The 23338-nt window shown below is 69.1% G+C and carries 24 protein-coding genes; 8 read left to right on the forward strand and 16 right to left on the reverse strand.

The window, feature by feature from the left end; all coding sequences use genetic code 11:
- Positions 1-18: 18 nt before the first annotated feature.
- The 4 genes from STRIP9103_RS23510 to STRIP9103_RS23525 form a co-directional block, all read right to left on the reverse strand.
- Positions 19-249, reverse strand: a complete 231-nt coding sequence (locus STRIP9103_RS23510) for a hypothetical protein (protein ID WP_009320607.1) — start codon at positions 247-249, stop codon at positions 19-21.
- A gap of 104 nt (positions 250-353) precedes the next feature.
- A complete protein-coding gene (dapD, locus tag STRIP9103_RS23515) occupies positions 354-1343 on the reverse strand; it encodes a 2,3,4,5-tetrahydropyridine-2,6-dicarboxylate N-succinyltransferase (RefSeq protein ID WP_009320629.1) in 990 nt (329 codons plus the stop codon).
- A 210-nt stretch (positions 1344-1553) separates the two neighbouring features.
- Positions 1554-2090, reverse strand: coding sequence for a TetR/AcrR family transcriptional regulator (locus STRIP9103_RS23520; RefSeq protein WP_009320638.1), 537 nt, complete (start codon positions 2088-2090; stop codon positions 1554-1556).
- Complete coding sequence (locus STRIP9103_RS23525) at positions 2090-2410, reverse strand: DMT family transporter (protein WP_009320622.1); 321 nt, start codon at positions 2408-2410, stop codon at positions 2090-2092. Before STRIP9103_RS23525 ends, STRIP9103_RS23520 begins: the two co-directional genes overlap by 1 nt.
- 388 nt (positions 2411-2798) lie before the next feature.
- On the opposite strand from STRIP9103_RS23525, the gene STRIP9103_RS23530 reads away from it, so the two are divergent.
- Positions 2799-3731, forward strand: a complete 933-nt coding sequence (locus tag STRIP9103_RS23530) for an AbfB domain-containing protein (protein ID WP_009320626.1) — start codon at positions 2799-2801, stop codon at positions 3729-3731.
- Between the two features lie 67 nt (positions 3732-3798).
- On the opposite strand, the gene STRIP9103_RS23535 is transcribed toward STRIP9103_RS23530, so the two are convergent.
- The 8 genes from STRIP9103_RS23535 to STRIP9103_RS23570 form a co-directional block, all read right to left on the reverse strand.
- Positions 3799-4131 (reverse strand): metal-sulfur cluster assembly factor, encoded by a 333-nt coding sequence (locus STRIP9103_RS23535; RefSeq protein WP_009320634.1) that lies wholly within the window; start codon positions 4129-4131, stop codon positions 3799-3801.
- A complete protein-coding gene (gene sufU / locus STRIP9103_RS23540; protein ID WP_009320640.1) occupies positions 4128-4595 on the reverse strand; it encodes a Fe-S cluster assembly sulfur transfer protein SufU in 468 nt (155 codons plus the stop codon). The genes STRIP9103_RS23535 and sufU overlap by 4 nt, the downstream gene beginning before the upstream one ends.
- 16 nt (positions 4596-4611) lie before the next feature.
- Complete coding sequence (locus tag STRIP9103_RS23545) at positions 4612-5868, reverse strand: cysteine desulfurase (protein WP_009320623.1); 1257 nt, start codon at positions 5866-5868, stop codon at positions 4612-4614.
- Positions 5865-6629, reverse strand: a complete 765-nt coding sequence (sufC, locus tag STRIP9103_RS23550; RefSeq protein ID WP_009320628.1) for a Fe-S cluster assembly ATPase SufC — start codon at positions 6627-6629, stop codon at positions 5865-5867. Before sufC ends, STRIP9103_RS23545 begins: the two co-directional genes overlap by 4 nt.
- A gap of 7 nt (positions 6630-6636) precedes the next feature.
- Complete coding sequence (locus STRIP9103_RS23555; RefSeq protein ID WP_009320632.1) at positions 6637-6972, reverse strand: non-heme iron oxygenase ferredoxin subunit; 336 nt, start codon at positions 6970-6972, stop codon at positions 6637-6639.
- Positions 6972-8153 (reverse strand): Fe-S cluster assembly protein SufD, encoded by a 1182-nt coding sequence (sufD, locus tag STRIP9103_RS23560; protein WP_009320611.1) that lies wholly within the window; start codon positions 8151-8153, stop codon positions 6972-6974. Before sufD ends, STRIP9103_RS23555 begins: the two co-directional genes overlap by 1 nt.
- Positions 8154-8239: 86 nt before the next feature.
- Positions 8240-9664 (reverse strand): Fe-S cluster assembly protein SufB, encoded by a 1425-nt coding sequence (gene sufB, locus STRIP9103_RS23565; protein ID WP_009320609.1) that lies wholly within the window; start codon positions 9662-9664, stop codon positions 8240-8242.
- Positions 9661-10401: a helix-turn-helix transcriptional regulator gene (locus STRIP9103_RS23570; RefSeq protein WP_048820832.1), complete on the reverse strand. Its 741-nt coding sequence runs from the start codon at positions 10399-10401 to the stop codon at positions 9661-9663. The genes sufB and STRIP9103_RS23570 overlap by 4 nt, the downstream gene beginning before the upstream one ends.
- A 265-nt stretch (positions 10402-10666) precedes the next feature.
- Here STRIP9103_RS23570 and STRIP9103_RS23575 point away from each other — a divergent pair, with 265 nt between their 5' ends.
- The 3 genes from STRIP9103_RS23575 (at position 10667) to STRIP9103_RS23585 (ending at position 13582) form a co-directional block, all read left to right on the forward strand.
- Positions 10667-11590: an ABC transporter ATP-binding protein gene (locus STRIP9103_RS23575; protein ID WP_009320618.1), complete on the forward strand. Its 924-nt coding sequence runs from the start codon at positions 10667-10669 to the stop codon at positions 11588-11590.
- Between the two features lie 88 nt (positions 11591-11678).
- Positions 11679-12458: an ABC transporter permease gene (locus STRIP9103_RS23580; protein WP_009320616.1), complete on the forward strand. Its 780-nt coding sequence runs from the start codon at positions 11679-11681 to the stop codon at positions 12456-12458.
- Positions 12459-12559: 101 nt separating this feature from the next.
- Positions 12560-13582: a COX15/CtaA family protein gene (locus STRIP9103_RS23585; protein WP_048820833.1), complete on the forward strand. Its 1023-nt coding sequence runs from the start codon at positions 12560-12562 to the stop codon at positions 13580-13582.
- A 50-nt stretch (positions 13583-13632) separates the two neighbouring features.
- Here STRIP9103_RS23585 and STRIP9103_RS23590 read toward each other — a convergent pair whose 3' ends face one another.
- The 4 genes from STRIP9103_RS23590 to STRIP9103_RS23605 all read right to left on the reverse strand — a co-directional run bounded on the left by STRIP9103_RS23590 (position 13633) and on the right by STRIP9103_RS23605 (position 17133).
- Positions 13633-14400, reverse strand: a complete 768-nt coding sequence (locus STRIP9103_RS23590; protein ID WP_048820834.1) for a hypothetical protein — start codon at positions 14398-14400, stop codon at positions 13633-13635.
- 84 nt (positions 14401-14484) lie between these two features.
- Entirely contained in the window at positions 14485-15591 is a 1107-nt protein-coding gene (locus STRIP9103_RS23595) for an amidohydrolase family protein (protein WP_009320643.1), read from the reverse strand.
- Positions 15592-15648: 57 nt separating this feature from the next.
- Positions 15649-16011, reverse strand: a complete 363-nt coding sequence (locus STRIP9103_RS23600; RefSeq protein WP_009320644.1) for a hypothetical protein — start codon at positions 16009-16011, stop codon at positions 15649-15651.
- Between the two features lie 165 nt (positions 16012-16176).
- A complete protein-coding gene (locus STRIP9103_RS23605; protein ID WP_009320631.1) occupies positions 16177-17133 on the reverse strand; it encodes a heme o synthase in 957 nt (318 codons plus the stop codon).
- A 375-nt stretch (positions 17134-17508) separates the two neighbouring features.
- Between STRIP9103_RS23605 and tkt the strand changes: the two genes are divergently transcribed.
- From tkt to opcA, 4 genes are all read left to right on the forward strand, one after another.
- Positions 17509-19596, forward strand: coding sequence for a transketolase (gene tkt / locus STRIP9103_RS23610; protein WP_009320620.1), 2088 nt, complete (start codon positions 17509-17511; stop codon positions 19594-19596).
- Between the two features lie 34 nt (positions 19597-19630).
- Entirely contained in the window at positions 19631-20749 is a 1119-nt protein-coding gene (gene tal / locus STRIP9103_RS23615) for a transaldolase (protein WP_009320613.1), read from the forward strand.
- Between the two features lie 6 nt (positions 20750-20755).
- Positions 20756-22279 carry a glucose-6-phosphate dehydrogenase gene (gene zwf / locus STRIP9103_RS23620; protein WP_009320642.1) on the forward strand — a complete coding sequence of 508 codons (1524 nt, stop codon included), beginning with the start codon at positions 20756-20758 and terminating at the stop codon, positions 22277-22279.
- The coding region (opcA, locus tag STRIP9103_RS23625) for a glucose-6-phosphate dehydrogenase assembly protein OpcA (RefSeq protein ID WP_009320636.1) at positions 22276-23338 on the forward strand (1063 nt) is incomplete at its 3' end. The genes zwf and opcA, both read left to right, overlap by 4 nt.

Consider the following 23338-nt stretch of genomic DNA (forward strand, 5'->3'; position numbering starts at 1 on the left):
CCCACGGGCGGCCTGCCGTCAGGCTCCGCTCCAGGTGTGTCCGTCCCCGAACAGCAGGGTGTGCTCCAGCACGTCCTCCATCGGGTCGTCGACCTGGCCGACGTTGACGAGTCCGATCCGGGGGCCGTTGTGCGAGGACTTGTTGGTCTCGTCGGCGTACGCGGCCCCGGCCGACAGCCCGCACATCACCGCCGCCGCCAGCACCCCGGTGACCACTCGCGCCACGGTCCTCGCCCGGTCGTTCCTCATCCCTCGGTCCCTCATTTCGTCGGTTCGGCAGCTGATCGGACACTGGGTCCACCAGTTCATCTGCCTGAACCGCGCGGAGGTCACGCGGAGCAACCCTTACGGGCTCAGTTGTGGCTGTGCAGGATCTCGTTCAGGCCGCCCCAGACCGCGTTGTTCGGGCGGGCCTCGACGGTGCCGGTGACCGAGTTGCGGCGGAAGAGGATGTGGGAGGCGCCGGAGAGTTCGCGGGCCTTGACGACCTGGCCGTCGGGCATGGTGACGCGGGTGCCGGCGGTGATGTACAGACCGGCCTCGACCACGCACTCGTCGCCGAGGGCGATGCCGACGCCCGCCTCGGCGCCGATCAGGCAGCGCTCGCCGATGGAGATGATGACGTTGCCGCCGCCGGAGAGGGTGCCCATGGTGGAGGCGCCGCCGCCGATGTCGGAGCCGTCGCCGACGACGACACCGGCGGAGATACGGCCCTCGACCATCGACGTGCCGAGCGTGCCGGCGTTGAAGTTGACGAAGCCCTCGTGCATGACCGTGGTGCCCTCGGCGAGGTGCGCGCCGAGCCGGACCCGGTCGGCGTCGGCGATACGGACGCCCTTGGGGGCCACGTAGTCCGTCATGCGCGGGAACTTGTCGACGGACGTCACCTGGAGGTGCAGGCCCTCCGCGCGGGCGTTCAGGCGCACCTTCTCCAGGTCGTCGACGGCGACCGGGCCGAGCGAGGTCCAGGCGACGTTGGCGAGGAGGCCGAAGATGCCGTCCAGGCTCTGGCCGTGCGGCTTGACCAGACGGTGCGAGAGCAGATGCAGACGCAGGTAGGTGTCGTGCGTGTCGATCGGCTTCTCGTCGAGCGAGGAGATGACCGTACGGACCGCGACCACCTCGACGCCCCGGCGCGCGTCCGGACCGAGCGCCGCGGTCGCGCCACCGCCGAGCAGCTCGGAGGCCTGCTCGGCGGAGAGCCGCTCGGAACCGGACGGGCCCGGCTCGGCGACGAGTTCGGGCGCGGGGAACCAGGTGTCGAGAACAGTGCCGTCGGCGGCGATCGTGGCGAGGCCGGCGGCCACGGCGCCGGTGGTGCGAGGAGCAGTCGTGTCGGTCATGAGGGCAACCTAACTGTCCAGGGGCTGTGCGGGCCAACCCAGGGCCGGGGCATCTCAGGGGCCGGGCACCAATGTGGACATACACCACCTTGCCGTCCTTGATCACCCGCACGCCGAGGAGGTCGTACGTCCGCGGGTCGATCAGTCACTCGCTCCCGTCGTCCTCGCCGCCCCAATGACGCCGGCATGACGCCGGCGCCGAGCAGAAGCTCAGGGAATCACCCGCCCCAGCACCTCCCGCGCGTACTCCTCGTCGTACGGCGCCCCGGTCAGCAGCACCTGCAGGCAGATCCCGTCGACCAGGGCGACCAGGGCGCGGGCGGTCACCGGGTCGGTGCGGTGGGCGAGGCAGTCGGCGAAGCCGCGGCCCCATTCGTCGGCGACGGCGCGGAGGGCGGGGCGGCGCAGGGCGGCGAGGTAGAGCTCGTACTCCACCTCGATGCCCGTACGGTCGCCGGAGAGCCATTCTCGGCCCAGCGCGGCGAGTTCGGCGGCGAGGTCGGTGTCGGGGTCCTGGAGGGCACCGCGCGCGGCAACGGTCTTGGCGAAGCCGTCGTTGGCCTGGCGCAGGGCGGCGACCAGCAGGTCGTCGAGGTCCTTGAAGTGGTACGTCGTCGAGCCGAGCGGGACGTCCGCCTCGGCGGCGACGGTGCGGTGGCTCAGACCGGCGATGCCCTTCTCGCCGACCACACGGATCGCCGCGTCGATGATCCGCTGCCGTCGCTCGGGGTCGTAGCGCCGGGCCATCAGTGGGCGCCTCCCAGGTTCAGCACGACCACTCCGGCGATGATCAGCACGATCCCGGCGACCTTGGCGAGGCCCAGCCCCTCATTGAAGAGCACCAGTCCGAGCGCGGCGACGCTGGCGGTGCCGACGCCGGACCAGATCGCGTAGGCGGTGCCGATCGACATCGACTTCAGCGCCTGGGCGAGCAGCACGAAGGAGACGACGTAGCCGACGGCGGTGACCACCGAGGGGAGCAGCTTGCTGAAGCCGTCGCCGTACTTCATGGCGGTGGTGGCGGCGACCTCGGCGGCGATGGCGCAGACGAGCAGCAGATATCCCATGTGTACGAGCGTACACATGATGCGTACGCCCGTACATATGGGCGCGCCCCAACGACCTGAACGCGTACCAGCTCTCCGGAACACTCGCGACGTTGAAGGGCGATCGCACCGTAACGAGACATTCATGGAGGGTTCGCGGCCTTCCCGGCGCGCCGACGGCCCCCTCCCGCACCGCGAGGCGTGAACAGGCCGTCCTTTCGGGGCCGTTCCGTTATGAAGCGCTTGAGGAAACGGCTCCACGGACGCCACTTGGTCCACTACTGTTTCAACGGTCAATCTCCTGGATGTGTGACGACCGCCAAGGTTGTCGCACATCGGTGACATCGACCATCTCCCTGACCCGCATGACGAATTCGCGTCCGCCTGTGCGACGCCGAGGGAACCGCGCATGCCACCAAGAAAGCCCGGACCTGATCCGGACCAGACCACTCCCAACCTTCCGGTGCTCGCCTCCGCGAAGGTGTGGGAGACCGGTGTCGCCCCGAACGACACCCGAATACCGGGCACGCGCCGCCTCTGGCTGGCCGGTGCGCTCGCCCTGGCCGTCGTGTCGTCCTGCGTGACCGCGCTCATGCTGCAGGGCACGGAAGATGACGACACATCACGGAGCGGCGGGGACCGGACCACCGCGGCCGGCGACTCGGTACTCCCCGACCTCACCCTGCCGGAGGCCCCACCGTCCTCGACGGCGGCCCCCGACGGCAAGAGCGGCCTGTCCGAGCCACAGGGCGCCGAGGACGAGGCGCGGAACGACGACGATCAGGACAAGGACTCCTCGGACTCGTCCTCCAAGGACTCCGACTCGTCCGACGACAAGCAGCAGGGCGGAGCGAAGCCGACGGCCAAGCCGACGAATTCGACGGCCCCCAGCAAGAAGCCGCCGTCCACGTCCACGTCCTGGAAGTCCGTACGGTCGATCAACTACCCGGACCGTTACTGGCATCTGCGCAGCGGTGTGATCCAGCTGGACCAGGTGAGTTCCCGCAGCGGCAGCGAGACCAGGGAGGACTCCTCCTTCAAACTGGTCTCCGGCCTCGCGAACTCCTCCTGCTACTCCTTCCGCATGACGGACGGCCGCTACGTCCGCCACCAGAACTTCGTCCTGCGCGCTTCCGGCAACGACGGCTCGGCGCTCTTCAAACAGGACGCCACGTTCTGCCCCCGCTCGTACACGTCGGGCACGGTCATGCTGGAGTCGGTGAACTACCCCGGATACTTCGTCCGCCACCGCAGCTTCCAACTCCGCCTGGAGCGCTACGACTACAGCCGCCTCTTCTACGCGGACTCCACCTTCAGCCTGGTCAGGTCCTTCTCCTCCTGACCAGCCCCTGAACAGCACTGTGGCCCCCGGCGAACCACCGGGGGCCACAGTCGTGTTCGGTTCGATCTCAGACGTTGAAGCCGAGTGCGCGGAGCTGTTCGCGGCCGTCGTCGGTGATCTTGTCGGGGCCCCACGGGGGCATCCAGACCCAGTTGATGCGGAGTTCGTTGACGAGACCGTCCGTGGCGGACTTGGCCTGGTCCTCGATGACGTCCGTCAGCGGGCAGGCCGCGGAGGTCAGGGTCATGTCGATCGTCGCGATGTTCGCGTCGTCGATGTGGATGCCGTAGATGAGGCCGAGGTTGACGACGTCGATGCCCAGTTCGGGGTCGACGACGTCGTACAGGGCCTCGCGGATCTCGTCCTCGGAGGCCGGCTTCATCTCCACGGTGTCGCTCATGCCGTCTTCCTTTCGGCGTCCGCTCCGCCCAGCGCCTGGGCCGTCGCGTCCTTCCACGCCATCCAGCTCAGGAGGGCGCACTTGACCCGGGCGGGGTACTTGGAGACTCCGGCGAACGCGACGGCGTCCTCCAGGACGTCCTCCATCGCGTCGTCCGGCTCGATCTTCCCCTTGGACTGCATCAGTTCCAGGAAGGTCTCCTGGATCTTCCGCGCGTCCGAGAGTTCCTTGCCGACCAGCAGTTCGTTCAGCACGGAGGCGCTCGCCTGGCTGATCGAGCAGCCCTGGCCCTCGTACGAGACGTCCTCGATCCTCGTGCCGTCGTACTTCACACGGAGCGTGATCTCGTCGCCGCACGTCGGGTTCACGTGGTGCACCTCGGCGTCGCCATCCCGCAAGCCCCGCCCGTGCGGGTTCTTGTAGTGGTCCAGGATGACTTCCTGGTACATCGAATCCAGCTTCATGCGATCGCTCGTCCCGTCAGCCGAAGAAGTTCCGGACGTGCTCCAGGCCGTCCACCAGTGCGTCGATCTCGGCCGGCGTGGAGTACAGATAGAACGACGCTCGCGTGGTCGCGGGAATTCCGTACCTGAGGCAGACGGGCCGTGCGCAGTGGTGGCCCACCCGGACCGCGATGCCCTGTTCGTCCAGCACCTGGCCCACGTCGTGCGGGTGGATGTCCCCGAGCGTGAAGGAGATCGCGGCGCCCCGGTCCTCGGCCGTGGTCGGGCCGATGATGCGCAGGTCCGGGACCTCGGCGAGCTTCTTCACCGCGTACTCGGTGAGAGCGTGCTCGTGGGCGAGGATCTTGTCCATGCCGATCGAGTTCAGGTAGTCGATCGCCGCGCCCAGGCCCACCGCCTGCGCGATCGGCGGGGTGCCCGCCTCGAACTTGTGCGGCGCGGGGGCGTACGTCGAGGAGTGCATCGACACCGTCTCGATCATCTCGCCGCCGCCGAGGAACGGGGGCAGGTCCTCAAGCAGCTCCTGGCGGCCCCAGAGGACGCCGATGCCGGTCGGGCCGCACATCTTGTGGCCGGTGAAGGCCACGAAGTCGGCCTGGAGGGCCTGCACGTCCAACGGCATGTGCGGGGCGGCCTGGGAGGCGTCGATGCAGACCAGCGCGCCGACTTCCTGCGCGCGGCGGATGATCGTCTCGACCGGGTTGACCGTGCCCAGGATGTTCGACACCAGCACAAAGGAGACGATCTTCGTCTTCTCCGTGATGATCTCCTCGATGTTGGACAGGTCGAGGCGGCCGTCGTCCGTGAGGCCGAACCACTTCAGCTTCGCGCCCGTGCGCTGCGACAGCAGCTGCCACGGCACGATGTTGGAGTGGTGCTCCATCTCCGTGATGACGATCTCGGTCTCGGAGTCCACCCGGTAGGGCTCGTCGGCCCAGCCGAGCATGTTCGCCACGAGGTTCAGCGACTCGGAGGCGTTCTTGGTGAAGATCACCTCGTCGCGGCTGGGCGCGTTGATGAACGCGGCGACCTTGTCACGCGCGCCCTCGTACAGCGCCGTGGCCTCCTCGGCGAGCACATGCACACCGCGATGGACGTTGGCGTTGTAGCGCTCGTAGTACTCGCCGAGGGCGTCCAGCACCTGGCGCGGCTTCTGCGAGGTCGCCGCGTTGTCCAGGTACACGAGCTTCTGACCGTCGTGGACCAGGCGGTCCAGGATGGGGAAGTCCTTGCGGAGCGCCTCGGTGTCGAGAAGGCCCGGCAACTGTGTCACTCGGATGCGCCACCCTTCGTGTAAGCCTCGTAGCCCTCTTCCTCCAGCTTGTCGGCGAGCTCGGCGCCGCCGGACTCCACGATGCGGCCGGCGGAGAAGACGTGCACGTGGTCGGGCTTGATGTAGCGCAGGATGCGCGTGTAGTGCGTGATCAGCAGGGTGCCGACCTCGCCGGTCTCGCGGACACGGTTGACGCCTTCGGAGACGACCCGGAGCGCGTCGACGTCCAGACCGGAGTCCGTCTCGTCGAGGATCGCGATCTTGGGCTTGAGCAGTTCGAGCTGGAGGATCTCGTGGCGCTTCTTCTCACCGCCGGAGAAGCCCTCGTTGACGTTGCGCTCGGCGAAGGAGGGGTCCATGTTGAGGCGCTGCATGGCCTCCTTGACCTCCTTCACCCAGGTGCGCAGCTTCGGGGCCTCGCCGCGAATCGCGGTGGCGGACGTACGCAGGAAGTTCGACACGGACACACCGGGAACCTCGACCGGGTACTGCATCGCCAGGAACAGGCCCGCGCGGGCGCGCTCGTCGACGGACATCTCCAGGACGTCCTCGCCATCGAGCAGCACGGTGCCGCCGGTGATCGTGTACTTCGGGTGGCCCGCGAGCGAGTAGGCGAGGGTCGACTTGCCGGAGCCGTTGGGGCCCATGATGGCGTGCGTCTCGCCCTGCTTCACGGTCAGGTCGACACCCTTGAGGATCTCCTTCGTGGCGTTGTCGGCCTCGACGGTGACGTGCAGGTCTCGGATTTCAAGCGTTGCCATGGGTGCCTCAGGACTCCTGGGTGAGGGAGACGAGCACGTCGTCCCCTTCGATCTTTACGGGGTATACGGGGACGGGGCGCGTCGCGGGAAGGCCGGACGGCTTGCCGGTGCGGAGGTCGAAGCTGGAGCCGTGCAGCCAGCACTCGATCTGGCAGTCCTCCACCTCGCCCTCGGAGAGCGAGACGTTCGCGTGGGAGCAGATGTCGTAAATGGCGAACACCTCGCCCTCGGTCTGTACGACCGAGACCGGCGTGCCGTCGAGTTCCACCCGCTTCGGGGTGTCCTCCTCCAGCTCGCTCAGCCCACAGGCCCGAACGAAACGGGCACGGTCGAAGGTGGTCATCAGACCGACGCCTCCAGCTCCTCGTCGATCTTCTCCAGCAGACGCTCCTCGATGTCGTCGATGCCGATCTGCTGGACCAGCTCGGCGAAGAAGCCGCGGACGACGAGGCGGCGGGCCTCCTCGGCCGGGATGCCGCGGGCCATCAGATAGAAGAGCTGTTCGTCGTCGAAGCGACCGGTCGCGCTGGCGTGGCCGGCGCCGACGATCTCGCCGGTCTCGATCTCCAGGTTCGGCACCGAGTCGACCCGGGCGCCGTCCGTGAGGACCAGGTTCCGGTTCATCTCGTAGGTGTCGGTGCCCTCGGCCTTGGCCTCGATCAGCACATCGCCGATCCACACCGCGTGGGCGCCGTCGCCCTGGAGCGCGCCCTTGTAGACCACGTTCGACTTGCAGTGCGGCACGTTGTGCGTGACCAGCAGACGGTGCTCCTGGTGCTGCCCGGCGTCGGTGAAGTACAGCCCGAACAGCTCGGCCTCACCGCCGGGGCCGGCGTACGTCACACGCGGGTGCAGCCGTACGACGTCGCCGCCGAAGGTGACGACCACGGACTTGAACGAGGCGTCCCGGCCGACGAGGGCGTTGTGCTGGGCCACGTGCACGGCCTTGTCGTCCCAGTCCTGGACGGAGACGACGGTCAGCTTGGCGCCGTCGCCCAGGATGTAGTCGACGTTTGCGGCGAGGACGGCGTCACCGGTGTGGTCGATGACGACGACGGCCTCGGCGAAGGCGCCCAGCTCGATCACCTGGTGGGCGAAGGCGGTGCCGCCCTCGCCGTGCACGGCGATCCGGATCGGCTCGGTGAGGACCGTCTCCTTGGCGACGGTGATCACACCGGCCTTCTCGAACGCCGAGTACGCCTGCGCGGCGATCCGGTCCACGGGCGTGCCGGCCTTGCCGATGCGCGCGTCGTCACGGCCGACGGTCTCGACGGTGACCCCTTCGGGGGCCTGGACGTCGACCTTCAGGCCGTCACCGGTGGCGACGGCGGTGCCGTCGTGCAGCCCGCGCAGCCGCTCCAGCGGGGTGAACCGCCACTCCTCCTCCCGACCGTGCGGCACCGGGAAGTCCGCCACGTCGAAGGACGGGGGCGCGCTCATGCGCGTGGCGACGGTCGACTCGGCGGCCACCGCGATCGAGCCGGCGGTCGTGCTGCCCACCGGGATGTTCTGAGCCTCAGCCATGGCTGTCGGTCTGCTCTCTTTCCTACGTGTTGCGATCCTCGGCCCGCCCTGTGAGGCGGGCCGCTAGCTACTGGACGGGCGGCGGATCAGCCGACCGCGCCCTCCATCTGCAGCTCGATCAGCCGGTTGAGCTCCAGCGCGTACTCCATCGGCAGTTCCTTGGCGATCGGCTCGACGAAGCCGCGCACGATCATCGCCATGGCCTCGTCCTCCGACAGACCGCGGCTCATCAGATAGAAGAGCTGGTCCTCGGAGACCTTGGAGACGGTCGCCTCGTGGCCCATGGACACGTCGTCCTCACGGACGTCGACGTACGGGTACGTGTCCGAGCGGGAGATGGTGTCGACGAGCAGCGCGTCACAGAGGACGTTCGACTTCGAACCCGGCGCACCCTCGCCGATCTCGATGAGACCGCGGTACGACGTACGACCGCCGCCACGCGCCACCGACTTCGAGACGATGTTCGACGAGGTGTTCGGGGCCATGTGGACCATCTTGGCGCCAGCGTCCTGGTGCTGGCCCTCGCCCGCGAAAGCGATCGAGAGCGTCTCACCCTTGGCGTGCTCGCCCATGAGGTAGACGGCCGGGTACTTCATCGTCACCTTGGAGCCGATGTTGCCGTCGATCCACTCCATGGTGGCGCCCTCGTAGGCGACGGCGCGCTTGGTGACCAGGTTGTAGACGTTGTTCGACCAGTTCTGGATGGTCGTGTAGCGGCAGCGGGCGTTCTTCTTGACGATGATCTCGACGACGGCGCTGTGCAGAGAGTCGCTCTTGTAGATCGGGGCCGTACAACCCTCGACGTAGTGCACATAGGCACCCTCGTCGACGATGATCAGGGTCCGCTCGAACTGGCCCATGTTCTCCGTGTTGATACGGAAGTAGGCCTGGAGCGGGATCTCGACGTGCACGCCCTTCGGCACGTAGATGAACGACCCACCGGACCACACGGCGGTGTTCAGCGCCGCGAACTTGTTGTCACCGGCGGGGATGACGGTCCCGAAGTACTCCTTGAAGAGCTCCGGGTGCTCCTTCAGCGCGGTGTCGGTGTCGAGGAAGATGACACCCTGCTCCTCCAGGTCCTCACGGATCTGGTGGTAGACGACCTCCGACTCGTACTGGGCGGCGACACCGGCGACGAGGCGCTGCTTCTCCGCCTCCGGGATGCCCAGCTTGTCGTAGGTGTTCTTGATGTCCTCGGGCAGGTCCTCCCAGGACTCCGCCTGCTTCTCCGTGGAGCGTACGAAGTACTTGATGTTGTCGAAGTCGATGCCCGACAGGTCCGAGCCCCAGTTCGGCATGGGCTTCTTCTCGAAGAGCTTCAGACCCTTGAGACGCAGCTTCGTCATCCACTCCGGCTCGGACTTCTTGCCGGAGATGTCGAGGACGACCTCCTCGTTCAGACCGCGCTTCGCAGCGGCACCGGCCTCGTCGGAGTCCGCCCAGCCGTATTCGTACTTACCCAGACCCTCGAGTTCGGGGTGGGCAGTCTCCTCGATGGGGAGAGTCATGCGGGGTTCCTCCCGGCCGTGCTTGCAGATGCGTTGGTGGCTGTCTTTGAAACTCTGGGGATGAACGTCGTGCAGACGCCGTCGCCGTGGGCGATGGTGGCCAGCCGCTGGACGTGCGTACCGAGCAGTTCGGCGAAGAGCTCGGTCTCGGCCTCGCAGAGCTGCGGGAACTGCTCGGCCACATGGGCCACCGGGCAGTGGTGCTGGCAGAGCTGCTCACCCTGGTGGGGGTGGGGAGCGCTGCGCGCCGTTGCAGCGTACCCGTCAGCACTCAAGGCCTTGGCCAGGGCTTCGGTCTTCTGTTCGGAGCCGGCCGCCTCGACGGCCTTGCGGTAAGCGCCCGCCTGGGCGGCGACCCGGGCGCGAGCGAAGGCGGCGACCGCCTGCGCGCCGCCCTCCCGGTCAGCGATCCAGCGGAGCGCGTCCGCGGCGAGCTTGTCGTACGACTGGTCGAAGGCGTCACGGCCGCAGTCCGTCAGGGCGAACACCTTGGCCGGGCGCCCGCGCGTGCGCGCGCCGTAGACACGCTGCTCACGGGGCTCTACGACATCGTCGGCGACCAGGGCGTCGAGGTGGCGGCGGACGGCGGCCTGGGTCAGGCCGAGGCGTCCGGCGAGGTCGGCCACGGTGGACGGACCGTGGTCCAGGATCGACCGCGCGACCCGGTTGCGCGTCGATCGATCCGAGCGCAACCCAGCCGCGAGTTCCTCCTGCGGAGCCTCGCCAACGTTTTTCACAACGCCATTGTTGCGTAATTCATCAGGGGCGAGCAAGCCGCGCCAGGGGCACCGGACGGTGCCTTACGTCACTTAGGTAAAGCTAACCTGACCTGCGCAAATGATCTTTGATCGATCAGGTGGGAGGGCGCGGGGCCACAGGGGCGCCGCCCCCGGGGATGGGAACGGGTAAGGGCGGCGGGGGCGAAATCCGCACCGCCCCCGGAGGAGGAGATCTACCGACCCGCCCACCTCGGCACCCATCCGCGTACCTAGACTCAGGCCCATGCGAAGCGACCCCGTGGTCCAGGTCCGGGCCCTGTTGAAGAGGTACGGCGACAAGACCGCGGTGGACGGCCTCGACCTGACGGCCGGGGCGGGCGTCACCGCCGTACTCGGCCCGAACGGCGCGGGCAAGACCACCACCATCGAGACCTGCGAGGGCTACCGGAAGCCCGACGACGGCACGGTCCGCGTCCTCGGCCTCGACCCGGTCCGCGAGGCCGCCGCCCTGCGCCCCCGCATCGGCGTCATGCTCCAGTCCGGCGGCGTCCACTCCGGCGCCCGTGCCGACGAGATGCTCCGCCATGTGGCCAAGCTCCACGCCCACCCCCTCGACGTCGACGCCCTCATCGAACGCCTGGGCCTCGGCAGCTGCGGCCGTACCACGTACCGGCGGCTCTCCGGCGGCCAGCAGCAGCGGCTCGCCCTCGCGATGGCCGTGGTCGGCCGCCCCGAGCTGGTCTTCCTCGACGAGCCCACCGCCGGCCTCGACCCACAGGCCCGCCGCGCCACGTGGGACCTCGTACGGGACCTGCGCGCCGACGGCGTCTCGGTCATCCTCACCACGCACTACATGGACGAGGCCGAGCAGCTCGCGGACGACGTCGCGATCATCGACGCCGGCCGGGTCATAGCCCAGGGCACCCCCGAGGAGCTGTGCCGCGGCGGTGCCGAGAACACCCTCCGCTTCACCGGCCGCCCCGCCCTCGACGTCAGCTCCCTGCTGAAGGCCCTCCCCGCGGACTCCACCGCCGCCGAACTCACCCCCGGCGTCTACCGGGTGAGCGGCAAGATCAACCCCCAACTCCTCGCGACGGTCACCTCCTGGTGCGCCCAGCACGGAGTGATGCCGGACAGGATCTCGGTGGAACGGCACACCCTCGAAGACGTTTTTCTTGAGTTGACGGGCAAGGAGCTGCGCTCATGATTCCGGCCAGAACCACACTCTGCCGAGGGTCCGGGGGTCGCCCCCCGGAAAGACACAGCCTTGAGCTGACAGGCAAGGAGCTGCGCTCATGAGCATCGGTACGAGCGCTGGTACGTACGCGCCCAAGCCCGGCGCCGCCCCCCTCCCCCGCATGATCGCGGCGCAGGCGGTGCTGGAGACGAAGATGCTGCTGCGCAACGGCGAGCAGTTGCTGTTGACGGTCGTGATCCCGACGCTCCTGCTGGTGCTGTTCGGTTCCGTGGACATCGTCGACACGGGTGAGGGCAAGGCCGTCGACTTCCTCGCACCCGGCATCCTCGCGCTCGCCGTGATGTCGACGGCGTTCACCGGCCAGGCCATCGCCACCGGCTTCGAGCGCCGCTACGGCGTGCTCAAGCGGCTGGCGGTCTCGCCGCTCCCCCGCTGGGGCCTGATGACCGCCAAGACCCTGTCCGTGCTGGTCACCGAGGTCCTCCAGGTCGTCCTGCTCACGGTGATCGCCTTCGCGATGGGCTGGTCGCCACACGGCAACCCGTTGGCCGTACTTCTCCTCCTGGTCCTCGGTACGGCGGCCTTCTCCGGCCTCGGTCTGCTGATGGCGGGCACGCTGAAGGCGGAGGCGACGCTGGCCGCCGCGAACCTGGTCTTCCTGCTGCTGCTCGTGGGCGGCGGGGTCGTGGTCCCGCTGGACAAGTTCCCCGACGCGGCGCAGAGCGTGCTCGGGCTGCTGCCGATCGCCGCGCTGTCGGACGGCCTGCGGGACGTGCTCCAGCACGGGGCGGGAGTGCCATGGGGCGACCTCGGCATACTGGCTGTCTGGGCGGTGCTCGGCCTCGGTGCCGCGGCGCGCTTCTTCCGCTGGGAGTGACCGCACGGGCGTCCGGGGTGTCGGGGTGTCAGCGCAGGCCACGGGCAGGACACAGACCCGGCCCGACCCCTCGTGAACGCGTGCACAAGCAGCCGCCTACCATGGTGCGCGTGCCGAAAGTGACCCGCGACGACGTCGTCTCCGCTGCGCGCAACCCGCTCGCCCACATCGCCGAACGCTGGACCCCGGACCCCAAAACGATCCGGCGGGCGGCCCTCGCCGCGCTCGTCATGGCGGTGGTCATCGTGGTCACCGGCGGTGCCGTACGGCTCACCGGGTCGGGCCTCGGCTGCCCGACCTGGCCCAAGTGCACCGACGACTCGCTGACCGCCACCCGTGAGATGGGCATCCACGGCGTCATCGAGTTCGGCAACCGCATGCTGACGTACGTGCTGTGCGCGGCGGTCGGCTGGGCGATCATCGCCGCGCGCTCGGCGAAGCCGTACCGGCGCAGCCTCACCAAGCTGGGCTGGGCGCAGTTCTGGGTGGTCATGGGCAACGCGGTGCTCGGCGGCATCGTCGTGCTGGTCGGCCTCAACCCGTACACGGTGGCCGCGCACTTCCTGCTCTCCACCGCGCTGATCGCTGTCGCCACGGTGATGTGGCAGCGGACCCGGGAGAGTGACACCGCGCCGCGTCCGCTGGTCGGCAAGGCGGTGCAGCAGCTGGTGTGGTTCCTGGTGGCAGCGACGGTCCTGCTGATCGCGGTCGGCACGGTCGTCACCGGCGCCGGTCCGCACGCCGGTGACTCCAGCGAGGTCGAGCGCATCCCCCTGAACTGGGAGAACGTCACCAAGCTGCACGCCGTCCTGGCCTGGATCGTGGTGACGCTCACCTTCGCGCTGTGGTTCGTCCTCAAGGCGGTCGACGCCCCCCGGGGCCCGCTGCTCCGCACCCGTGAACTGTTCCTGATCCTCCTCGCCCAGGGCGCCCTGGGTTACATCCAGTACTTCACCGACCTCCCCGAGGTCCTGGTCGGTGCCCATATGTTCGGCTCCTGCCTGGTGTGGATCGCGACGCTCCGGGTGCTGCTGTCCCTGCGGGAGCGGCCGGCGGTCGAGGCGGACGTGCCGGGCCCGAGCCCGACGGTCGACGCCGCGTCGCCGGTGGGCACCAGCGCCTGAGACGGCGGTCGAGCGCCTGGGACCGGCGGTCGCGCACCTCAGCCCGGCGGTCAGCCGTACGTCCGTACGAGTTCATCGATCGCCGGGCCCAGGTACGCCCTGGTCAGCTCGGACCGGTGGGGAACCTCCACCGGGGCTCCGCCGTACCGTCGGCGTCCGATGTCCTCGACCACCTCGACGGGCGCGTCCAGGGTGGGCAGCAGGTCCAGGGCCTCGCGCTTGGTGATCAGGCGGCCGTCGCGGAGGGTGGCGGTGGCTCGGGCGAAGGTGAGCAGACCGAGGTCGACCCAGACGTCCTGGTCCCAGAGGTGAACCTTGTCGACCGCCGGGCGCCAGAACTCCTTCTGGTCGCGTACGACGAAGACGTCCAGCTCGATGTCCGACACCGGCGGCAGCAGCCCCTTGGGCGGCTCACCGTGCAGCACCAGGCCGAACGTGTGCAGCTCCCGCCGGGTGACCGGGGTGACCGTCCGCCTGAACAGATGCCCGTGCGCCCAGGTGAGGTGCCGCCGCTGGGCACCGGCCGCCGTGTCGGGCGTCAGATACGTGCAGTGGAGTCGCCCGGCGAGCGGCTCACGACTCAGCCGCGCGTGCAGCCGGGCCAGCCGCCAGACCGTCGCGGCCGTGATCGGACCGTCCAGGACGGCGATCAGGTCCAGGTCGCTCCGGCCTTCCTGGTAGTCACCGCCGCCGAGGGAGCCGTGGGCCCAGACGGCGAGCGGGGTCACCTCCTGGAGTCCGTCGAGGAAGCGGTCGATCAGGGCGCTGGTGTCCACGGCGGTGTGCGGTAACGACACGGCCCCGTTGCTGAGTGTCATGTGCCCAGTCTGTACAACCACCCCGGCCCGCACACCCCGTTGCTCCAACCCGTACGCCCCTTCACTCCACCCGTGCACCCGCCTTCACTCCAACCCGTACACCCGTCGCGCGTTCCCCGCCGCGATCAGCCCCGCCACGCGTTGCGCGTCGACCAGGGACCAGGCGCCCTCGGCCACCCACGTCCCCAGCACCCGTGCCAGCGCCTCGCGGAACAGCCGGGCCCCGACCACGTGCAGCTCGGGCAGGCCGTGGGCGCCGCTGGAGAAGAGGAGCTTGCCGAAGGGGGCGAGTTCGAGGACCTCGGCGAGTACGGCGGTGGCCCGGGCGCCGGTGCGGACCAGCTCGGCGCCGAGGTCGGCGTACACATGCGGGAAGACCCCGGCGAGGTGGGCCGCGTGCCGGTGGTACGGGTAGCCGTGCAGCAGGACCAGATCGGTGCCGAGGCCGGCCGTGGCGCGGGCGAAGTCGGTGAGCAGGACGGGGTCCGTGCGGTCGATGCGCAGGCCGAGCTCACCGAGACCGGCGTGGAGCTGGAGGGGGCGGCCGGAGGCGACGGCGATCCACAGCAGGTGCCGCAGGAGGACCGGGTCGGTGAGGCTGCCGCCGACGGGACGGCTCGCGAGCCAGCGCCCGGCGGCGCCCCTTACCTCCCCCGGGCCCGGCGGTTCGGGTGCCAGCGCCAGCCCGTGCCGTACACCCGCCACGGACGCGAAGGCGACGGCGTTCGCGGCGGCGGCATGCACCGACTCGGCGAGGTTGGCGAGGAACGACTCGACGGTGCCGGAGGTGTCGGCCACCTGTTCGGCGAGGAGTTCGAGACGGACGATCTCATGGGCCACGGCGTCTCCCGTGGAGGCCATCTCGTGCGGGCCGGTGAGATCGCCGGGCAGGCCGGTGTCGACCAGGTAGATGGTGATACCGCTGCCCCTGAGCAGTCTGCGGCCCGCCTCCAGAACGCCCAGTTCACGGCGCCGGGCCAGATAACGGGCCGGTGGGCAGTGGGGTTCCAGGCCGAGCAGGGGCGGGCACCAGCGGCGTACCGCGAAACCCGTCTGGGTGTCGAAGAACGTGGTGCCGGGTGCGGGCGGGCCCTCACTGCGGGCGAGGTGGGCCTCGAAGGTGCCGAGGCCCAGTTCCGTTCTCAGTACGCCGTGGCAGTACTGGTCCACGAGCGACGGCGTTTCGATCATCCGGACTCCCTCGTGGGGCGACTACGTCGGCTACGGGGTTTAACGGATGAGGCAGGCTCAGGTGTTGCTGTTGCTGGGACCGCCGACCTGGATTCCGGCCATCCGTGTCCACTCGTACGGGCCGGTCTTCACCTTGGCCGCGAACTCGCCGTCGAAGTCCTCGTGGACCGTGACGCCGGCCTTCTGTACTGCTGCCTCGGCGATCGCGTACGAGGGTGCCACCAGGTCGCCCCATCCGCCGTCCTCGCCGACCAGCACGATCCTCGCTCCGCGCCGGCCGATGTAGGCGACCTGGGCCTCGGCGCCGCCGTGGGCCTTGGCGAAGGTGCCGATCTGCTTCGCGAGTCTGGCCGCCTTGCGGTCGGCCTTCGCGGCCGCCTTGGGGTCCTTGGCCTCGTCAACCTGCTTGGTGTCTGCCATGGCTGGATGCTACCGACGGGTAAGGCGTGTGGCGACAGGTGGGGTGGGTGGGGTTGACCACTCACCGTTCCGCGTGGGCGAGTGCGGGTTCGTCGCGGTCGCCCGCGCCCACGCGGCGGAGCCGCGAATCGACACGGCCCCGCGCCCCTTCGGGGCGCGCTGCGGTCACCGCAGGAACGGGTCCACCGCCACCGCCACGAACAGCAGTGACACGTAGGTGATCGACCAGTGGAACAGACGCATCTCCTTCAGCTTCGCGCCTGTCACACCACCCTTCGCGCGGTTCTGCAGCGCGTGCGCCTCCCACAGCCACCAGCCGCCCGTCACCAGGGCCACCGTCGTGTAGAACCAGCCCGTGTAGCCGAGGGGGGTCAGCAACAGGGAGACGGCCACCATGACCCAGCTGTAGACGACGATCTGGCGGGCCACGACCCTGTTGGAGGCGATCACCGGGAGCATCGGGACGCCTACCCGGGCGTAGTCGTCCTTCACCTTCATGGAGAGGGGCCAGTAGTGCGGCGGGGTCCAGAAGAAGATGACCAGGAAGAGAACGACGGCGGCCCAGGACATCGAGTCGGTCACGGCGGACCAGCCGATGAGGACCGGCATGCAGCCGGCGATGCCACCCCAGACGATGTTCTGGGACGTACGTCTCTTGAGGATCATCGTGTAGACGACGACGTAGAAGAGGAGCGCTCCGAGCGACAGCCAGGCGGACAGCCAGTTGACGAGAACACCGAACCAGAGGGTGGACACGACGGCGAGGGTGAGGCCGAAGACCAGGCCCTCACGTGGCGTGACCATGCCCGTGACGAGGGGGCGCTGCGACGTGCGCTGCATGAGGGCGTCGATGTCGCGGTCGATGTACATGTTGAGCGCGTTGGCGCCGCCCGCGGAGAGATAGCCGCCGACGCAGGTGGCGAGCACCAGCCAGAGGTCGGGGACGCCTTGTTCGGCGAGGAACATCACCGGCACGGTGGTGATCAGCAGAAGCTCGATGATCCGCGGCTTCGTCAGCGCCACGAACGCCTTGACGCGGGCCCCGAACGGCCGCTGGCCCCGGCTGCTGCTCGTGCTGCTTGCCCCGAGCACTCCCGGTGGACGGGATTCGACGGCCGTCACGCACACCCCTGACAGAGACTCCCAGCGAGCCCTCCGGTTGTGAACTGCCCGTGACGGCTCGCGCGTACCACGCCACTGTAGACGTTGCCCAGAGCCAGCCTTTCAAGGGGGTCGGGTCGTGTTGGGAGGCACCGTCGAAGGAGCCGGACGCCCTTCGGTTGAGCAGTCGGATGAGCGGCTGCGTATTCAGATGTCGAACGGCCGAAGCCCCTGGTCTCACCATGCGGAACAGCCGGTCGGGAAGCGGATCCGGGACGGTCCCGGCAGTCTGGAATGACTCGAAAAATCGCGCGTTGTTACGGGGGTAGGCTCGACTGCGGCCGGCGCCCTGAAGAACGCCGGCACTAGACCTGTGGAGAGGAGCCCTGACCCAGGGTGAGCACCAAGCCGACCACTACAGACCTCGCGTGGACCGAGTTGGACCAGCGGGCCGTCGACACCGCCCGCATCCTGGCCGCCGACGCCGTACAGAAGGTCGGCAACGGCCATCCGGGTACGGCGATGAGCCTCGCGCCCGCCGCGTACACCCTCTTCCAGAAGGTGATGCGCCACGACCCCGCCGACCCCGACTGGACCGGCCGTGACCGCTTCGTGCTGTCCGCGGGCCACTCCTCCCTGACCCTCTACATCCAGCTGTACCTGGGCGGCTTCGGCCTGGAGCTTCAGGACCTGGAGTCCTTCCGCACCTGGGGTTCGAAGACCCCGGGCCACCCGGAGTACGGACACACCAAGGGCGTCGAGACGACGACCGGTCCGCTCGGCCAGGGTGTCGCCAACGCCGTGGGCATGGCGATGGCCGCCCGTTACGAGCGCGGTCTGTTCGACCCGGAGACTCCGCAGGGCGAGTCCCCGTTCGACCACCACGTCTTCGTGATCGCCGGTGACGGCTGCCTCCAGGAGGGCATCTCCGCCGAGGCGTCGTCCCTCGCCGGTCACCAGAAGCTCGGCAACCTGGTCCTGCTGTGGGACGACAACCACATCTCGATCGAGGGCGACACCGAGACGGCCGTCTCCGAGGACGTCACCAAGCGGTACGAGGCGTACGGCTGGCATGTGCAGCGCGTCGAGCCCAAGGAGAACGGCGACCTCGACCCGGCCGCGCTGTACGAGGCGATCGAGGCCGCGAAGGCGGTCACGGACAAGCCGTCGTTCATCGCGATGCGCTCGATCATCGCCTGGCCCGCCCCGAACGCCCAGAACACCGAGGCCGCGCACGGCTCGGCACTCGGCGCGGACGAGGTCGCGGCCACCAAGCGGGTCCTCGGCTTCGACCCGGAGAAGAACTTCGAGGTCGGCGACGAGGTCATCCAGCACACGCGTGCCCTGGGCGAGCGTGGCCGTGAGGCCCGCGCGGCCTGGGAGAAGCAGCTCCAGGAGTGGCGCGACAACAACCCCGAGCGGGCCGCCGAGTTCGACCGGATCGCCGCGGGCGAGCTGCCCGAGGGCTGGGAGTCGCATCTGCCGGTGTTCGAGGCGGGCAAGGGTGTCGCCACGCGTGCCGCGTCCGGCAAGGTCCTGCAGGCGCTCGGCGCGGTGATCCCCGAGCTGTGGGGCGGCTCCGCCGACCTCGCCGGCTCGAACAACACCACGATCGACAAGACGTCGTCCTTCCTGCCGGCGGACAACCCGCTGCCGGAGGCGAACCCCTACGGCCGCACGATCCACTTCGGTATCCGCGAGCACTCCATGGCCGCGGAGATGAACGGCATCGCGCTGCACGGCAACACCCGTGTCTACGGCGGCACGTTCCTCGTGTTCTCCGACTACATGCGCAACGCCGTCCGTCTGTCGGCGCTGATGCACCTGCCGGTGACGTACGTGTGGACGCACGACTCCATCGGTCTCGGCGAGGACGGCCCGACGCACCAGCCGGTCGAGCACCTCGCCTCGCTGCGGGCGATCCCGGGTCTGAACATCGTCCGCCCCGCCGACGCCAACGAGACGGCGATCGCCTGGCGCGAGATCCTGGGGCGCTGGACCAAGGAGTTCGGCAAGGGCGCCCCCCACGGCCTCGCGCTCACCCGTCAGGGCGTGCCGACGTACGAGCCCAACGAGGGTGCGGCGAAGGGCGGTTACGTCCTCTTCGACGCCGAGGGTGGCGAGCCGCAGGTCATTCTGATCGCCACCGGGTCCGAGGTGCACATCGCGGTCGAGGCGCGCGAGCGGCTTCAGGCGCAGGGTGTGCCCACGCGGGTCGTGTCCATGCCGTCGGTGGAGTGGTTCGAGGAGCAGGACCAGGGGTACCGGGACAGCGTTCTGCCGCCGTCCGTCAAGGCGCGTGTCGCGGTCGAGGCCGGTATCGGGCTCACCTGGCACAAGTACGTGGGTGACGCCGGTCGCATCGTTTCGCTGGAGCACTTCGGCGCTTCGGCCGACGGCAAGGTCCTCTTCCAGGAGTACGGCTTCACTGCGGAGAACGTGGCCGCCGTCGCGCAGGAATCGATCGCGGCCACCCAGCGCTGACGCTCTATATACGACACGTAGGAGATGTAATTCCATGACAGACGCACTCAAGCGCCTCTCCGAGGAGGGCGTCGCGATCTGGCTGGACGACCTGTCGCGCAAGCGCATCACGTCCGGCAACCTCGCCGAGCTGATCGACCAGCAGCACGTCGTGGGCGTCACCACCAACCCGTCGATCTTCCAGAAGGCGATCAGCAGCGGTGACGGTTACGAGCAGCAGCTCGCCGACCTCGCCGCCCGCAAGGTCACCGTCGAAGAGGCGATCCGCATGATCACGACGGCGGACGTCCGCGACGCCGCCGACATCCTGCGCCCGGTGTTCGACGCGACCGGCGGCCAGGACGGCCGGGTCTCCATCGAGGTCGACCCGCGCCTGGCGCACAACACGGCGGCGACGGTCGCCGAGGCCAAGCAGCTGGCCTGGCTGGTGGACCGCCCGAACACCCTGATCAAGATCCCGGCGACGAAGGCGGGCCTGCCCGCGATCACCGAGGTCATCGGCCTCGGCATCAGCGTCAACGTCACGCTGATCTTCTCGCTGGAGCGCTACCGCGCGGTCATGGACGCCTACCTGGCCGGTCTGGAGAAGGCCAAGGAGCGCGGCCTGGACCTCTCCAAGATCCACTCGGTGGCGTCCTTCTTCGTGTCCCGCGTGGACACCGAGATCGACAAGCGCATCGACGCCCTCGGCACCGACGAGGCCAAGGCCGCCCGCGGCAAGGCCGGTGTCGCCAACGCCCGCCTCGCCTACCAGGCGTACGAGGAGGTGTTCGGCACCGAGCGCTGGAGCGCCCTGGAGAGCGCGGGCGCCAACAAGCAGCGTCCGCTGTGGGCCTCGACCGGCGTCAAGGACAAGGCCTACAAGAGCACGCTGTACGTCGACGAGCTGGTCGCGCCCAACACCGTGAACACCATGCCGGAGGCCACGCTGGAGGCCACCGCGGAGAGCGGCGAGATCCGCGGCGACGCGATCGCCGGGACGTACGAGCAGTCGCGTGCCGAACTCGACGCGGTCGAGAAGCTCGGGATCTCGTACGACGACGTGGTCCAGCTGCTGGAGGACGAGGGCGTCGAGAAGTTCGAGGCGTCCTGGAACGACCTGCTCAAGTCGACCGAGGCGGAGCTTGAGCGCCTCGCACCCTCGGAGGGCTGATCCACCTTGTCGAGCAGCAATCCGCTGCGTGACGCCGCGGACCGACGGCTCCCGCGTATCGCGGGGCCGTCGGGCCTGGTGATCTTCGGCGTCACAGGCGACTTGTCACGTAAGAAGCTGATGCCTGCCGTGTACGACCTCGCCAACCGCGGACTGCTGCCGCCGGGCTTCTCGCTCGTCGGCTTCGCCCGCCGCGAGTGGGCCAACGAGGACTTCGCGCAGGAGGTCCACGACGCGGTCAAGGAGCACGCCCGCACCCCCTTCCGCGAGGAGGTCTGGCAGCAGCTCATCCAGGGCATGCGCTTCGTGCAGGGCACGTTCGACGACGACCAGTCGTTCGAGCGGCTGCGCGACACCATCGAGGAACTGGACAAGGCGCAGGGCACCGGCGGCAACTTCGCCTTCTATCTCTCCGTTCCGCCGTCCGCCTTCCCGGTCGTCATCCAGCAGCTGAAGAAGCACGGGCTGGCCGATCAGACGGGCGGCTCCTGGCGGCGCGCGGTCATCGAGAAGCCGTTCGGCCACAACCTGGAGTCGGCCGAGGAGCTCAACGCGATCGTCCACGAGGTCTTCGCCCCGGACCAGGTCTTCCGCATCGACCACTACCTGGGCAAGGAGACCGTCCAGAACATCCTGGCGCTCCGCTTCGCCAACACGATGTTCGAGCCGATCTGGAACCGGTCCTTCGTCGACCATGTACAGATCACCATGGCCGAGGACATCGGCATCGGCGGCCGGGCGGGCTACTACGACGGTATCGGCGCCGCCCGTGACGTCATCCAGAACCACCTGCTCCAGCTGATGGCGCTGACCGCCATGGAGGAGCCCGCCTCCTTCGACGCGGACGCGCTCGCCGCCGAGAAGACCAAGGTGCTCGGCGCGGTGCGACTGCCGAAGGACCTGGGCCGGGACACCGTGTTCGCGCAGTACGCGGCCGGCTGGCAGGGCGGCGAGAAGGTCATCGGCTACCTCGAAGAGGACGGCATCGACCGCAAGTCGAAGACCGACACCTACGCGGCGATCAAGGTGGAGATCGACAACCGCCGCTGGGCGGGCGTTCCCTTCTATCTGCGGACGGGCAAGCGCCTCGGCCGCCGGGTGACGGAGATCGCGGTCGTCTTCCAGCGCGCCCCGCACTCCCCCTTCGACTCCACCGCCACCGAGGAACTGGGCCAGAACGCGATCGTCATCCGCGTCCAGCCGGACGAGGGCGTCACGGTCCGCTTCGGCTCGAAGGTCCCCGGCACGTCGATGGAGATCCGGGACGTGTCCATGGACTTCGCCTACGGCGAGTCCTTCACGGAGTCCTCGCCCGAGGCGTACGAGCGTCTGATCCTCGACGTCCTGCTCGGCGACTCGAACCTCTTCCCGCGCACCGAGGAGGTCGAGCTGTCCTGGAAGATCCTCGACCCGATCGAGGAGTACTGGGACAAGCACGGCAGGCCCGCGCAGTACCAGGCGGGCACCTGGGGTCCCGTCGAGGCGGACCAGATGCTCGAACGAGACGGACGGAGCTGGCGCCGGCCATGAAGATAGACCTCACGGACACCACGGCCAGCAAGATCAACAAGGCGCTCGTCAGGGGGCGCCGGGCGATCGGCACCCCGGCCGTCGGCATGGTGCTGACGCTGGTCATCGTGACGGACGAGGAGAACGCGTACGACGCGCTCAAGGCCGCGAACGACGCCTCCCGCGAGCACCCCTCGCGCACGCTCATGGTCATCAAGCGCGTCTCCCGCGGGCCCCGCGACCGTACGAAGTCCCATCTCGACGCCGAGGTGCGGGTGGGCGCGGACGCGGGCACCGGCGAGACGGTCGTCCTGCGGCTGTACGGCGAGGTCGCCGACCACGCCCAGTCGGTGGTCCTGCCGCTGCTGCTGCCGGACGCGCCGGTCGTGGTGTGGTGGCCGGTCAACGCGCCCCTCGACCCGGCCCGCGACCCGCTGGGCGCCCTCGCCCAGCGCCGGGTCACCGACAGCTACGCCGCCGAGAAGCCCATCGACGAGCTGCGGGCCCGCGCGGACAACTACGAGCCCGGCGACACCGATCTGGCCTGGACCCGGATCACCCCCTGGCGCTCCATGCTGGCCGCCGCGCTCGACCAGGTGGAGTGCGAGGTCATCTCCGCGGAGGTGCACGGCGAGGAGTTCAACCCGAGCGTCGAGCTGCTCGCCATGTGGCTGGCGGACCGGCTCCATGTGCATGTACGGCGCGGGGTGGCGACCGGGCCCGGCCTCAACGAGGTGCGGATGCTCACCAGCACCGGCCCCATCCGGCTGTACCGGCCCGCCGGGGGGCTCGCCCTGCTGACGCTGGAGGGCCAGCCGGACCGCGCGGTCGCGCTGAAGCGCCGCGAGACCTCCGAGCTGCTGACGGAGGAGCTGCGCCGGCTGGACCCCGACGACACGTATGCGTCCGCGCTGCGGTTCGGGGTGGATCGGCTGGGTGGTGCGTTGGGGAGTGCGAGCGGGAGTGGCAGCGGCAGTGCGCTGACGGCGGCTGTGGCTGAGGCTTCGGGTTCGGCTTCGGCTGGGGTTTCGGGGTCGGCGGCGGCTTCGGGGTCGGCGGCGGCCGGCGCTTCGGGGTCGG

It is taken from the genome of Streptomyces ipomoeae 91-03 (assembly GCF_000317595.1).
In the GTDB taxonomy this organism is placed as follows: domain Bacteria; phylum Actinomycetota; class Actinomycetes; order Streptomycetales; family Streptomycetaceae; genus Streptomyces; species Streptomyces ipomoeae.

What these genes read in the sequence shown, in the direction of transcription:
- STRIP9103_RS23510 (WP_009320607.1), bottom strand. Translation starts at nt 249, where the DNA reads ATGAGGAACGACCGGGCGAGGACCGTGGCGCGAGTGGTCACCGGGGTG.
- dapD (WP_009320629.1), bottom strand. Translation starts at nt 1,343, where the DNA reads ATGACCGACACGACTGCTCCTCGCACCACCGGCGCCGTGGCCGCCGGC.
- STRIP9103_RS23520 (WP_009320638.1), bottom strand. Translation starts at nt 2,090, where the DNA reads ATGGCCCGGCGCTACGACCCCGAGCGACGGCAGCGGATCATCGACGCG.
- STRIP9103_RS23525 (WP_009320622.1), bottom strand. Translation starts at nt 2,410, where the DNA reads ATGGGATATCTGCTGCTCGTCTGCGCCATCGCCGCCGAGGTCGCCGCC.
- STRIP9103_RS23530 (WP_009320626.1), top strand. Translation starts at nt 2,799, where the DNA reads ATGCCACCAAGAAAGCCCGGACCTGATCCGGACCAGACCACTCCCAAC.
- STRIP9103_RS23535 (WP_009320634.1), bottom strand. Translation starts at nt 4,131, where the DNA reads ATGAGCGACACCGTGGAGATGAAGCCGGCCTCCGAGGACGAGATCCGC.
- sufU (WP_009320640.1), bottom strand. Translation starts at nt 4,595, where the DNA reads ATGAAGCTGGATTCGATGTACCAGGAAGTCATCCTGGACCACTACAAG.
- sufC (WP_009320628.1), bottom strand. Translation starts at nt 6,629, where the DNA reads ATGGCAACGCTTGAAATCCGAGACCTGCACGTCACCGTCGAGGCCGAC.
- STRIP9103_RS23555 (WP_009320632.1), bottom strand. Translation starts at nt 6,972, where the DNA reads ATGACCACCTTCGACCGTGCCCGTTTCGTTCGGGCCTGTGGGCTGAGC.
- sufD (WP_009320611.1), bottom strand. Translation starts at nt 8,153, where the DNA reads ATGGCTGAGGCTCAGAACATCCCGGTGGGCAGCACGACCGCCGGCTCG.
- sufB (WP_009320609.1), bottom strand. Translation starts at nt 9,664, where the DNA reads ATGACTCTCCCCATCGAGGAGACTGCCCACCCCGAACTCGAGGGTCTG.
- STRIP9103_RS23575 (WP_009320618.1), top strand. Translation starts at nt 10,667, where the DNA reads ATGCGAAGCGACCCCGTGGTCCAGGTCCGGGCCCTGTTGAAGAGGTAC.
- STRIP9103_RS23580 (WP_009320616.1), top strand. Translation starts at nt 11,679, where the DNA reads ATGAGCATCGGTACGAGCGCTGGTACGTACGCGCCCAAGCCCGGCGCC.
- STRIP9103_RS23585 (WP_048820833.1), top strand. Translation starts at nt 12,560, where the DNA reads ATGGTGCGCGTGCCGAAAGTGACCCGCGACGACGTCGTCTCCGCTGCG.
- STRIP9103_RS23590 (WP_048820834.1), bottom strand. Translation starts at nt 14,400, where the DNA reads ATGACACTCAGCAACGGGGCCGTGTCGTTACCGCACACCGCCGTGGAC.
- STRIP9103_RS23595 (WP_009320643.1), bottom strand. Translation starts at nt 15,591, where the DNA reads ATGATCGAAACGCCGTCGCTCGTGGACCAGTACTGCCACGGCGTACTG.
- STRIP9103_RS23600 (WP_009320644.1), bottom strand. Translation starts at nt 16,011, where the DNA reads ATGGCAGACACCAAGCAGGTTGACGAGGCCAAGGACCCCAAGGCGGCC.
- tal (WP_009320613.1), top strand. Translation starts at nt 19,631, where the DNA reads ATGACAGACGCACTCAAGCGCCTCTCCGAGGAGGGCGTCGCGATCTGG.